The organism is Mesorhizobium amorphae CCNWGS0123 (assembly GCF_001686985.1).
Classification (GTDB): Bacteria; Pseudomonadota; Alphaproteobacteria; order Rhizobiales; family Rhizobiaceae; genus Mesorhizobium; species Mesorhizobium amorphae.
Genome location: NZ_CP015319.1, coordinates 13,846 through 26,315 on the forward strand (window position 1 = coordinate 13,846; position 12,470 = coordinate 26,315).

Consider the following 12,470-nt stretch of genomic DNA (forward strand, 5'->3'; position numbering starts at 1 on the left):
ACCAATGGCAAAAGAGATGAAATCCGAGGACTTCAGCGTCCAGGGTGGCCATGCCAACATTTCCAAGGACGAATGGGAAGCGCGTGTCGACCTCGCTGCCCTGTATCGCCTCGCCAACATGTACGGTTATGACGATCTGATCTGGAACCACATCACGATGCGTGTCCCGGGGACCGACCATCAGTTCCTGCTGAACCGGTTTGGCTTGCTTTACAATGAGGTGACGGCTTCCAACCTGATCAAGGTCGACGAACAGGGCAAGGTCCTGTACGGCCCGCCGGACGTCAACACCGCAGGCTTCGTCATCCATTCGGCAATCCACAACACCCATCACGATATGAAGGTCGTGTTCCACAGCCACGCGCCGGCGGGCCTCGCCATCACCGCGCTGCAGGATGGCCTCGAGTTCCTGACGCAGGACGGCTCGATGCTGTGGGGCGACATCGGCTACCACGACTGGGAAGGCCTGTCGCTGACCCTTGAGGAGCGGGATCGCCTCGCCAAGAATATTGAAGGCAAGAAATGCCTGATCATGAAGAACCATGGGTTTCTCGCGGTCGGCGCCAACGCGGGCGAAGCTTTTATGAACCTGTATTACACAGTCCGCGCGTGCCGGGTATTGATCGATGCCTATTCCACCGGCCTTAAGCTCGATAAGAGCCGCGAAGACATATGGCGGCTGGCGCATCGCCAGTATGACGATTTCCCGCTCGGCAAATATGAATGGCCAGCCCTGTTGCGCCAGTGCGACCGGGTTGATCCTTCGTATCGCTATTAATATGTCAGCTTGAACCTCGGCGGACCCTGCCGGGGCTTCAGCGCCCATTCATGTTCAAAGCCTGCACGGAGGTCCACCGGCCAGCCGTCCCTTCCGTTCGGGCCGCTTTTCCTTTCCAACGGGGGCACCCCATCCGATGACCATCCTGTTGAACAACCATGGCTATGACAATGAAACCTGGCGAAGGGAAATCAGCCGCCAGCTTCCTGAATTGCCCGTGAAAGTGTTCGGTGAGCCCATCGACCCCAAAGAAGTCGTGTATGCGATGGTCTGGAACCACCCTGCCGGCGATCTCAATCGCTATCCGAATCTCAAGGCAATTTTCTCGCTCGGTGCCGGTGCCGAGCATTTCGCCGCTGATACAAGCTTGCCCGACGTCCCGGTGATTCTGCTCGCCGATCCCGCAGTCGCCCGCGACATGGCGGCCCATGCCCTCTACTGGGTGCTGACATTCCACAGGCGCTACGCGGACTACCGATCCCAGCAGAAAGACCGGATCTGGCATCGTAAGCAGATCGTTCCCACGAGAGAGTTTCGCGTGGGAGTGATCGGTCTGGGTCGCATCGGCACCGAAGTCGTCAGCCGAATCCGGGATTTTGGATACGCGGTCAGCGGCTGGGACCGCACCATGCGACAGATCGAAGGAATCGCGTGCTATTCCGGAGCAGATTCCCTCCCCGAGTTCTTGAACCGCAACGACGTGGTTATCAACGCCCTCCCCCTTTCCCCAAAAACGCGGCACTTCATGGACGGCAAAATCTTCTCCGCAATGCCCCCGGGCGCGTTCTTCATTAACATCAGCCGCGGCGCGGTCGTACATGACGAGTCCCTGCTGGATGTTCTCGACCGCGGCCATCTCGCCGGCGCCGCTTTAGACGCATTCGCCCAAGAACCGCTTCCTGCTGACCATCGCTTCTGGTCCCACCCCCACGTCTTCGTAACGCCGCATATGTCTGGCGCAACATTTGCGGCGAGCGCAGCGGCTGTAATTGCCAACAACGTGCGCCGTCTGGAGCGCGGGCTTGACGTCTTTCCGGTGTTCGACCGTGCAGCCGGCTATTGAGACCACCAGCATGACGCTATGCAAGCGATCGAGGGGAGCAGGTGTCTGAGGGTGTGTCACCAATGGTCGGCTTTGGCGTTGACGCTCCGAGAAACCTCCCTGCCGGCAAGCTCCGTGCTTCATGAGGCGCTATCTGATGGGCCTCGCGGAAGCACCTCGAAAAGCGGGAGGCGGATACGAAACCGCACGAAACGGCAATTTCAAGGACCGGCATCGCTGACTGGGCAAGGAGGAGTTTCGCGTGTTCCAACCGCAATTCCCGAAAGTAGCGGCAGGGCGAACGGCCGAGATCATTGCGGAACAGACGTTCAACCTGGCGTCGCGACAGCCTTGCAGCCGCTGCGAGGTCAGCCATGGTAAGCGGGGAGGCCAGGTTTCTCTGCATCAACTCGATGAGTTTCACGACAGTGGGATTGAGTCTGCCATGCTGACGCAGCAGCGGCAGCCGCTGACGTTCATCGCCAGTTCGGACACGCCCAGCTACGGCAAGCTCCCCAACATTGACTGCGACAGGCTCACCGCAATGCCGTTTTACAAGCTCCACCAACATATCGAAGGCGGCCGTGCCGCCGGCACAGGTCCAGATATCGTTGTCGACCTCATAGATCGTCGCCGCCGCCTCGACGCGCATGAAGCGCTCCTTGAAGGCCGGCAATGCCTCCCAATGGACGGCGCACTTTCGGTCATTGAGCAAACCCGCTTTCGCCAAAGCAGCGACACCACTCCCGAATGCGCCCGTGTCGATGCGGCGCTGCCGGCATTCGCGCAACCATGCGCTCAACACCTTGGTTTCACGACCATCATCAGGCTCATCGCCGCAGACAAGAGCCAGTGCGGGTCGTTCAGGCTGGTGCAAATATCTGCGTTCTTGGGTCAGGTCGCCGTCAACCGCGACAACAATACCGCAACTGGACCGCACGGCTTCGCCCAAGTGGGAAACCGTACGCCAGCGAAACGCTATCCGTCCGGCCGCCTTGTTGGCGAGGCGAAAGACGTCCAGGGCGGACGACAGAGCGAGGAGTTCGAACCCGTGCGCCACGTAAAGGGCGACGGTAACCGGCTCATTGGCGGAGACGGAAGCCCAAGCGTCGCGGGACCAGTGGTGGACCATGTCAGACTCTCCGCCGTGTTCTCTCAGCGACACGGGATAACCGGGCCGCGCCCTATTTGAGCGACGGGCAAATTTCGTGAAAGGACGTTTGCGTCGGCATGACAGTAGATTTGCGACAAGGTGCTGGTTCACCAGCGAATCGGGCGATGAAGGCTGTTCGCGCCCCTGCCCCGCTCTCAGTCGGTTTTATCCTGCTCCATCGATTTACCCTGGGGGCGTTTGCCAATTTCGTTGACGTCCTGCGCCTGGCCGCCGACGAAGGGGACCGCAGCCGCCCGATCCACTGTCAGTGGCGGGTTCTCTCGCCTGACATGTCGCCGATCCTGTCCAGCTGCGGCGTTGCTATCTCTCCCCATGAACGGATCGGAGACCTTCGCCGCTTCGATTACCTGGTGGTTGTCGGCGGGGTTCTCGAAGAGGAAAGCCTCCTGGTCGACGCGCGGTTCGACGACCATCTTCGACACGCCGCCGAGGCTGGCATACCACTCGTAGGGCTGTGTACGGGCTCATTCGTTTTGCACCGCGCCGGCCTGATGAATGGCTACAAGTGTTGTGTCAGTTGGTTCCACGGTTCAGATTTCCTGAGGCTTTTCGACGGGCTCCAAGCCGTTTCCGATCAGATTTTTGTTGTCGATCGAGACCGACTGACCTGTTCGGGCGGCGCGAGCGCTGCCCATCTCGCCGCCTTTCTCGTCGACCGTCATCTCGGTAAAGCCCTGGCCGCCAAGAGCTTGCGGATCATGATGTTCAACGAGGCGGTGAAGGGGGAGACGGCCCAGCCAACTGGAAGCCTACAGGTTGTCGTCCGGGACGAAATTGTGAAACGAGCCATGCTGATGATGCAACATCACCTTGAAGTCCCACTCACTATCGGCCGCTTAGCCGACAAGCTCGGCACAAGCAAACGACTGGTTGAACGCCACTTTCGGTCGGAACTCCGTAGCTCACCTCAAGCCGTCTACACGCAGATCAGGCTCGATCATTCGCGCCATCTTTTGCTGAGAACGGACAAGTCTATTTCCGAGATTGCGCTGGAGTGCGGATTTTGCGACGGTTCGCATCTTAGCCGCGTTTTTCGTACCCATTACCTGCAGGCGCCTCAGCACTACCGGTCGCAAGGTCCAGGTTTGCTACGCCGGCAGCCTAAGCCCGTGGCATGGGGAAGCAAGGTCGAGGCCAAAAGATCGACAGGATCCACGCCATCGTACGAAACTAAGCTCGCAAATTCGTGGCTCGGCCAATAGCAGCTGCAATTTTGACCTTTGTGTCATCGTAGGCGATGGTGATGTTATCAGCGTAGGTCGGGTACGCGGCGACGGTCTCACCGGCGTCGCCCGCGAGCGGCTAGATGTTGCCCCACGGGGCCAAGCTTGGCGTGCGCGTGACCAAGAATGTGTGGGGCGGTGGTGACCGTATATCGCTGCCTAACGCCACTGACCGGATCCCTGTCCGAAAGTAGGCGCCCTGGACGGCAGATTGACTATGGACAAGTCGGCCGCAAAGCCCATTGGCCTAGCGTCGCCCCGAGCTATTCCTCCATATCGACTCCGGCATCCTCGAGCGCCTCAAAATCGGGCAGGTCGCGCAGCGTGTCGAGCCCGAATCCTGCAGAAATTGTTTGGTCGTGACGTAGGTGTAGGGCGCGCACGGCGTCGGGCTGCGTGGGCCGGAGGCGAGCATGCCGGCGCCGCGCAGAACCCAGGTCGAGAAATCTCCTTGCCGAAGACGGCCGAGAGCTCGGCAACGGGTAATCGGCTGGAAATAGCCGATGCATATCATCAGCAGCAGCACGTCCGACTGCTAAAGGTTCTTTTGCCCCTGCTCGTTCGTATCTGACGCCGTTCGAATGGCATCGCCGTAAGGGATCGATCGCGACGAGCACTGAAACCAGAATCGCAAGAGCCAGTATTTCAAAAACCGCATCGGAGAGGGTCATAGCCAGCAGCAGGCATGCTTACCGGGTGGGGTGCCTTTTGGCCTATTCCGTCAACATTCCTGTCGCACTACCGTTCAGGGACGTTTTGCGGACACCGGTCAATTCTCACCTCGCACTAGAAACGCATTCTCGAAGTTCGAGGCAGAGGATCCGGAACCACCGGCTGGGGAGACACAAATGCAAGATCGCGACGCCGTTGTTATCGGGGCGGGCTTCGCCGGCATGTACATGCTCCACAGCTTGCGGCAACTTGGCCTAGACGCGACTGTGATTGAGCGCGGCAGCGGAGTCGGCGGTGTCTGGCACTGGAACCGTTATCCTGGTGCGCGTTGCGACGTGGAAAGCATGAGTTACTCGTATTCCTTCTCGGAGGAACTCGAGCAGGAATGGGTCTGGCCTCACCGCTATGCCATGCAACCTGACATTCTGCGCTATGCCAATCACGTGGCCGATCGTTTCGACCTGCGCCGCGATATTGTTTTCAACGAGACAGTTGTCAAAGCCGAGTATGACGAAACCGAGCGCCGCTGGCTCGTCAGCACAGGCGCCGGCGAGACCTTCCGATGCCGCTATCTTGTGATGGCGACAGGCTGTCTGTCCGTTCCCAAGGTGCCCGACCTGCCCGGGCTTGAACGCTTCAGAGGGCGCGTGCTTCACACTGCGGATTGGCCAACGGAGGGACATGACTTCTCCGGTCAGACGGTGGGGCTCATCGGAACTGGTTCGTCCGGTATCCAGTCCATGCCCATCATCGCTAGCCAGGCGAAGCAACTTACGGTGTTTCAGCGCACTGCAAACTACTCGATCCCGGCTTGGAACGGCCCCCTCCCCGCCGAGCACGAAGCGGAGTTGAAACGTAGGTATCGGGCACTGCGACAGAAGGCGCGTGAATCATATGCCGGCGACTATGCCGATGAGTATTATGCCTCGGTCCTCGATCTGTCGCCCGCGGAACGCGAAGTTCAGTTTGAGAAGCGCTGGCAGGAAGGCGGCTTCAACTACCAATATGCCTTTGCCGACGTGATGGCGGACGAAAGAGCCAATGATCTTGCGGCCGAGTTCGTGCGCAACAAGATTCGTGCCACGGTCAAGGACCCAAGAGTGGCGGAGATCCTCTGCCCAAAGGACCATCCCTTCGGTTCGAAACGGCTCTGTGTTGATACTGAATATTTCGAGACCTACAACCGTGATAACGTCACGATTGTCGACATCAAGGCCGACCCGATCGTCGAGATGACGGAAAGCGGTCTGTGCACGAGCGACGGCGAGTATCGGTTTGACACGCTGGTTCTGGCGACCGGCTTCGATGCCATGACCGGCGCACTGAACGCCATCGACATCCGCGGTCGTGGGGGCGCGTTGCTCAAGGAACAGTGGCGCGACGGCCCGCGGTCCTATCTGGGCGTGGCTGTGGCGGGCTTTCCCAACATGTTCACGATCACCGGCCCCGGCAGCCCCTCAGTGCTCGCCAACATGATCCTTGCCGGCGAACAGCATGTGGAGTGGATTGCTGGTTTCATCGCCCATGCTGAAGCGAACGGGTTTAGGGAGATAGAGGCAGAAAGCGAAGCACAGGAACAGTGGGCGCGTGCGGTGACCGAAAGCGCCGCCAAGACACTCTATGTGAGGGCAAACTCCTGGTACCTCGGCTCCAACGTACCCGGCAAGGCACGCGTCTTTATGCCGTATGTCAATGGTTTCCAGGTTTATGCTCACGCCTGCGAAGACGTCGCGAAAAGCGGCTATCGCGGCTTCCGCATGAGCTAATGGGGCCGGCGGTCGACCAGCATCCTTTTATCCTTGCAAGCAGCAGAATAGCGTCCAGATGAACCACGCCGAGTTTTCCTCCGACGACGTCGTTACGCATTTTATTCGCGGTCCGGTCGACCAGCTACCTGGCCCACATCTCCTTCACGAAGAGGCAGAAGGGTCCGAAACGATCATGAATGAGCCACCAACTGTTGCGAAGCCACGGTCGCGGGGAAACAGATTGAGTTCAGCGTCCCCAGTCGTCATTGTAGCCGGCGGCAGCTCAGGTATTGGGCTCGCCTGCTGCCGGCGCTTCGCCGCCGATGGCGCAACCGTAATCTCAGGTGATCTTAGGCAGTCTGCTGCGGGTCAGGGAGCAGGGGAATGGATCGAGCTCGACGTCACCGATCCCGACCGCTGGCGAGCTATCGTCGACAGCGTGCGGACGCGGTATGGCCGGCTCGATGCGTTGGTCAACTCCGCCGGCATTCTGTTCGAAGGAACGGTTGAGAGCACATCATTGGAACTGTGGCGGAAAGTCATGGCTGTGAACCTCTACGGGACATTCTTCGGCTGTCAGGCCGTGCTGCCCCTGATGCGGCAAAGCGGCGGCGGCGCAATTGTCAACGTGTCATCGGTCTCTGGGATCAAAGCTGACGCTGAGCTTGCTGCCTATGATGCAAGCAAGGGCGCCGTACGTCTTCTCAGCAAGGAGGTGGCACTCTTCTGTGCTCGGCGCGGCGATCCCATCCGCTGCAATTCAGTACATCCCGGCGTGGTCGATACTCCCATGCTGACGGGTTTCTTCGCCGAAGCCACCCTATCGTCTGAGCAGCAATGGAATAACGCCCAGCCTATCGGCCGGCGCATCGTCCCCGATGAGGTCGCCAGTCTCATAGTCTGGCTGTGCTCGTCGGAAGCCTCATTCCTTACCGGCGCCGAGTATGTGATCGACGGGGGGGCAACCGCATGAAACTCGCCGGCAAAGTAGCCATCGTGACAGGTGCTGCCTCGGGCATAGGCGCTGCCATTGCAGAGCGGCTCCGTTCGGAAGGCGCAGTGATCATCTCGGCTGACCTTGAAGCCATTTCCGGACCGGAGTCACTGCAAATGGATGTCTCGGTCGAGGAAGACTGGGTGTCACTGATCCGTGGGGTTCTCGCCCAGCACCGCCGCATCGACGTTCTCGTCAACGCGGCCGGCATTTCGCTGCACGGAGATACGGTTGAGGCCTGCACGCCCGAAACCCTCGCGAGAACCTTCGCGGTTAATCTGGATGGTATGTTTCTCGGCTGTAAGCATGTGATTGCGCCTATGCGGCAGCAAGGAAACGGATCCATTATCAACATCGGCTCAATCCTCGGCCGCGTTGCTGACGGCGCCTCTGCTGCCTATACGGCGAGCAAAGGAGGCGTGGGCATGCTGACCAAGTCGACAGCGCTTCACCTCGCCAGGACGGCGCTCGGTGTGCGCTGCAACCAGGTCTCACCGACCTACACACTCACTCCCATGATGGAGCGCTGGCTGGCCGAGCTTCCGGCCGGAAATCGCCAAGCGCTTGAAAGTGCTCATCCTCTCGGTCGGCTAGGTCGGCCACACGAGGTTGCTGCGGCTGCGCTGTTTCTGGCGAGCGATGAATCGCAGGCCATCACTGGCGCGGACTTCCTCGTGGATGGCGGCTACACGGCGCAGTGAATTCAGTGGCTTCCTGCGGTTCAGCGGCGGGGCGCACCATTTCGGGAGGACCACGGCTCGGGCATTACGGGCAATAGCGGTAGTCGCTTTTCGGCACCAAGTTCCTCCAACGAGGCTCGAACGTTCAGCTATCCCTTGTTCTTGAATGGCTGCCTAGATGCTCTAGGAGCAGAAGGAAAAGTTCGCGCTCTGTCGTTATGTCGAGTTTCTCGTAAATACAATTACGATGATTTTTGACAGTGCCACGACTGATGCCCAACTTCTTCGCGATCAACACGGTAGGATAGCCAGCCAGAATGAGCTTCACGACCTCGCCCTCGCGGGGGGTAAGCTCACTCATGCTGAACGAATTCACGCCACCATCTATGTCCGGCCCGTCTGTCTGAACGGGTGCCTCCCTCAGGATGTAAATCCATCCGTCGTCAAGTGCAGGCAAACCCAACTGGAGAGGTTGGATCGCGAGGGTGTGTCGATCGTCAATGCACAGTGACGTGTGGTTGCCCTTCAGGGATGCACTCAGGCTCGACGCCAATCCTGGAAGGGCTATTTCCGCTTGATTCCACCCGACGCTCGCGAAGAGACGTTCGCCGCGAGCACCGATGATGAGTACGGCTTGCGACCCATGCAAGGCGGCAGCCATAGCGGCTTTCACTTCGAGCGTCTTACCTATGCAAGAGAGATGCGCCTCCTGCAAGCCGAGGATGAGCGGATAGAGGTTCCGCAGCAACCGGATGCTTTCCACCGAGTATTGACCGTGTGTACGTTCGAGGAATAACCCCAGCGTCGATCCGCAAAACCAGGGCAGGAGAATGCCAACTTCATCCGAGATGCCGATCATCGGGTTGAAGACCTTGATAAAGGTCCCGTCATAGTCCAACGAAGCCACATCATGAAGCGTAACCACACCGCACTGCCGGCTTCCCGCCCAGTACCGCAGAAACGGATCAAACTGGTAGTAGCTCGACAGATACAAGTCCCGACAGTCGTCCGGCACGCCCTCGCTAAAGAAAAATTCTGGGCTCACACCATCGAAATACCCGATAGCTATGCGGCGATCCCAGTGCAAGAGCATCGCAAGGAGACGCAGGAGACGATCATGAAAAGCGGCGCTCCCTACCGCGCGTGCCGTTTCCCCTAAAGTGATGGCCAGTGGCGGGACGCTTACGTCAACAATTCCAAGCATAGCTGCCTTGCTCTTTGCTGATCATCGTCTTTCTGCACTTATAATATATGACGTTTCCCATATATCGAGAGAGCGCCTAGAGAATCGTAGATTACCGTTTTATCAATGATCGAATCGAAACCTTCTGAATATAGCTTTCTTTCGAAAAATATGAGAAATCTTCATCAAGCGTGTTCTTCGAAGGCTTTTAGAGCATCGCCGCCGCCATCTTTTTGACTGTTCTCCTACGTTTTGCCTGCAAAAACAGGTCATCCCTGCTTACGACTAAGCTACTCCCTCGTTTTGGGGCGCCCGAGGCAGCAACTTCCAAGGTTGGCCTTTAGAAATACTCCATCAGTGGGTTGCAGCCTCAGAGAACACCTGCATGACGACCACGCCACTAATAATCATGGCGATACCAATGATTGCTGCCGTATCCAACACCTGTCGGAAGATGACTACGCTGATTGCCGCAGTCAACACGATGCCGAGACCTGACCATATGGCATAGGCAACGCCTAGTGGCATGCTTTTCAGTGCTTGCGACAGGAACCAGAACGATACCCCATATAAGGCGATGAAAGTCAGCGTAGGCGCCATTTTTGTAAACTGTTGGGACTTCTGCAGAAATGTAGAGCCCGTGACCTCGAATAGGATCGCGAGGCCGAGGCAGGCGTAGGCGATAAGAGCGCTTCTCACTGCCATGTCGATTCTTGATTGTCGGAAGCCCCGGAACTACCCCTCACCTGGGATGGTGTTTGGCCGTGCACTCTTTTGAAGCTTCTCGTGAAGTGGGAAGCGTTCTTCAGGCCAACCTCCAGCGCGACTTCAATGTTCGAAGCCCTCGTCTTTGAGATCATTCGTTTGGCGTAATCCATACGAATCTGTTTGAAGGCTCGTGCCGGGGAGAGCCCTGTTGTTTCGATGAAGACCCGCTCGAGCTGCCGCCGCGAGACACCTATCCTTGCTGCCAGATCTTCAATCGTCATCCCGTCCAGATTCTGCTCCATGGTCATGAGCGCAACCTTGACGTGGATGTTGCTGAAGTCCTTAAACAGCGGCCGCCGAGGCTGGATGTGCACTGCAGGTCTGGCCTGGTCGATCTGAAGAACCTCGAGCGCGTTTCGCTCGGCCCGACCGCTGATGTGGCGTCGCACCAGCGTGGCCGCCATATCCGCAGCACTGGTTCCACCGACGCAAGAACCGCGCCTCCGATCGAGATTGAAAATGCAGTCCGCTCGGACGGGATTGTGCGGAAATCGTTCGCGGAACTCCTTTATATGCAGCCAGCTTACACAGGTCTGATGATACCGCATCAATCCTGCTTCGGCCAAGATGAACGATCCCGTACAGACGCCGATGAGCGACACCTTGGCGGCTGCCGCTCGTTTGAGAAAATCGATGGTCTCGCGATCGACCGGATTGTCATCATTGAGAAGACCTCCGACCACGACGATGTACTGAAACCGGCTCGGGTCGCCAAACGCGGACGTGGGAGCGACGCTGATACCGCAACTCGAGGTAATAAGGTTTCGGCTGCTGCTCATGACTTGCCAGTCTGCGGTTACACGGCCTGAATGGTCCAGTTCATCGCTAGCGAGGCGGATTGTGTCCACAAACAGCGAGAACGCCGAAAGCGTGAATGCGCGGCCGAGGATAAATCCAATTGTGAGCTTTTGGGGTGAGGCGTTCATGTTGCGACCTACGTGATGACTAAGTGCCGGGCGCCCGGGTAATCAGGAATGCAGAAGCGATTTGAGGTCGATATCTAGGTCGGCGACGACCTTGGGGTCGGGCGATCTCCCGCCTTCAATCAGACGTTTGGAGACCATGAATGCAGCGGGCTGGTTGATGGCATCGACCGCTAGGAGCTCGTCGCCCTGATAGTGCCAAATGGAGAGAGCGTTTTCGGAGATCTTTCTCATGACTGCTGAATCATGCCCTGCGGCCAATCCAACAATCTGTAACTTGATGTCGAACTGATCCGACCAAAACCAAGGCTTTGCGGTGTAGTACTCAGAAGCGCCCGTGATCGTTTTTGCGACGGCCTCGCCCTGATCGATGCCGTTTCCAACGCTTTCGAGTCTTATACGCCGTCCCTTCCATGGGAAGGACGCGCAATCGCCGGCGGCGAAAATGGTCGGATCAGAGGTCCGGCATTGGGCGTCAACTTTGATACCGTTGTCGATTTCCAATCCGGCCGCCTGAGCCAATTCGAGATTCGGGTGAATCCCGATGCCGACGATTACAAAATCCACGTCGTACGTGCGCCCGTCTTTCATGTGAGCCTGCGCCACACGGCCATTGCGGCCGGTCAGCATGGCCAACTCGACCCCCTCGCAAATCTCCACATCGTGGCTTCGGTGGAGCTGTTGAAAGAATGATGCCGTTTGAACCGAAGCCACGCGCTGCAAAATCCGCGGCGCACTTTCGATCAGGGTGACCCTTAATCCAAGCTTTGACGAGACGGCAGCGGCTTCGAGGCCTATATATCCGCCACCGACAACCAGGACATGGCGCCCCGCCTTGAACTCCGGCGCCATTTTCTTGGTGTCCGCGATGGACCTGACATAGTAGACCCCTTCGAGGTCTCCGCCTTGTTCCTGATTCAAGACCCGAGGCCGAGACCCGGTCGCAAGAACGAGATGGCTGTATGGCAGAACGGACCGATCGCTCAGCAATACGTTCTGGCGCTGTCTGTCGATTTCTTCAGCCTGGACCCCGAGACGGAGCTGTATCGCTTTCTGCTCATAAAAGGCGAGCGGCCTTAGGAACAATCGGTCTTCAGTGATATCGCCCAGCAGATACCCTTTGGAGAGCGGCGGCCGCTGATATGGTGGCTGTGCCTCGTTACCAACCAATGTGATCGGCCCGGTATGCCCAAGGTCCCGCAACTTCGCACAGACGGAAAACCCTGCCTGGCCGGCTCCAACAACGACGACTGAGCCGTTCTTATCGATCGTCTCGTTGGTCATG

Annotated in this window: 11 protein-coding genes and 1 pseudogene; 6 read left to right on the plus strand and 6 right to left on the minus strand. The window is 58.2% G+C overall.

The window, feature by feature from the left end; translation table 11 throughout:
* Window positions 1-4 precede the first annotated feature (4 nt).
* Together A6B35_RS29565 and A6B35_RS29570 are read left to right on the plus strand one after the other, a co-directional pair.
* Window positions 5-778: a class II aldolase/adducin family protein gene (locus A6B35_RS29565; protein ID WP_006201739.1), complete on the plus strand. Its 774-nt coding sequence runs from the start codon at window positions 5-7 to the stop codon at window positions 776-778.
* Between the two features lie 136 nt (window positions 779-914).
* Window positions 915-1,841: a 2-hydroxyacid dehydrogenase gene (locus tag A6B35_RS29570; RefSeq protein ID WP_006201740.1), complete on the plus strand. Its 927-nt coding sequence runs from the start codon at window positions 915-917 to the stop codon at window positions 1,839-1,841.
* Window positions 1,842-1,857: 16 nt separating this feature from the next.
* On the opposite strand, the gene A6B35_RS34810 is transcribed toward A6B35_RS29570, so the two are convergent.
* A complete protein-coding gene (locus A6B35_RS34810; RefSeq protein WP_006201741.1) occupies window positions 1,858-2,952 on the minus strand; it encodes a GlxA family transcriptional regulator in 1,095 nt (364 codons plus the stop codon).
* 98 nt (window positions 2,953-3,050) lie between these two features.
* On the opposite strand from A6B35_RS34810, the gene A6B35_RS29580 reads away from it, so the two are divergent.
* Entirely contained in the window at window positions 3,051-4,196 is a 1,146-nt protein-coding gene (locus tag A6B35_RS29580) for a GlxA family transcriptional regulator (protein ID WP_167361632.1), read from the plus strand.
* Window positions 4,197-4,480: 284 nt separating this feature from the next.
* On the opposite strand, the pseudogene scpB reads toward A6B35_RS29580, so the two are convergent.
* Window positions 4,481-4,812: pseudogene (scpB, locus tag A6B35_RS34815) on the minus strand (SMC-Scp complex subunit ScpB); the annotation flags it as partial.
* A gap of 253 nt (window positions 4,813-5,065) precedes the next feature.
* Here scpB and A6B35_RS29585 point away from each other — a divergent pair.
* The 3 genes from A6B35_RS29585 to A6B35_RS29595 are packed head-to-tail and all read left to right on the plus strand — an operon-like array spanning window position 5,066 to window position 8,332.
* Window positions 5,066-6,655, plus strand: coding sequence for a flavin-containing monooxygenase (locus tag A6B35_RS29585; protein ID WP_006201743.1), 1,590 nt, complete (start codon window positions 5,066-5,068; stop codon window positions 6,653-6,655).
* Window positions 6,656-6,713: 58 nt separating this feature from the next.
* Window positions 6,714-7,610 (plus strand): SDR family oxidoreductase, encoded by an 897-nt coding sequence (locus A6B35_RS29590; RefSeq protein WP_006201744.1) that lies wholly within the window; start codon window positions 6,714-6,716, stop codon window positions 7,608-7,610.
* Window positions 7,607-8,332: an SDR family oxidoreductase gene (locus tag A6B35_RS29595; protein ID WP_006201745.1), complete on the plus strand. Its 726-nt coding sequence runs from the start codon at window positions 7,607-7,609 to the stop codon at window positions 8,330-8,332. Before A6B35_RS29590 ends, A6B35_RS29595 begins: the two co-directional genes overlap by 4 nt.
* A 124-nt stretch (window positions 8,333-8,456) precedes the next feature.
* Here A6B35_RS29595 and A6B35_RS29600 read toward each other — a convergent pair whose 3' ends face one another.
* The 4 genes from A6B35_RS29600 to A6B35_RS29615 form a co-directional block, all read right to left on the minus strand.
* Window positions 8,457-9,515: a helix-turn-helix transcriptional regulator gene (locus A6B35_RS29600; RefSeq protein ID WP_006201746.1), complete on the minus strand. Its 1,059-nt coding sequence runs from the start codon at window positions 9,513-9,515 to the stop codon at window positions 8,457-8,459.
* 333 nt (window positions 9,516-9,848) lie between these two features.
* Window positions 9,849-10,199, minus strand: coding sequence for a DMT family transporter (locus A6B35_RS29605; protein WP_006201747.1), 351 nt, complete (start codon window positions 10,197-10,199; stop codon window positions 9,849-9,851).
* Complete coding sequence (locus A6B35_RS29610) at window positions 10,190-11,188, minus strand: GlxA family transcriptional regulator (protein ID WP_006201748.1); 999 nt, start codon at window positions 11,186-11,188, stop codon at window positions 10,190-10,192. The genes A6B35_RS29605 and A6B35_RS29610 overlap by 10 nt, the downstream gene beginning before the upstream one ends.
* A gap of 42 nt (window positions 11,189-11,230) precedes the next feature.
* On the minus strand, window positions 11,231-12,469 hold the full coding sequence (locus A6B35_RS29615) for an NAD(P)/FAD-dependent oxidoreductase (protein WP_006201749.1): 1,239 nt from the start codon (window positions 12,467-12,469) through the stop codon (window positions 11,231-11,233).
* Between the last annotated feature and the right edge of the window lies 1 nt (window position 12,470).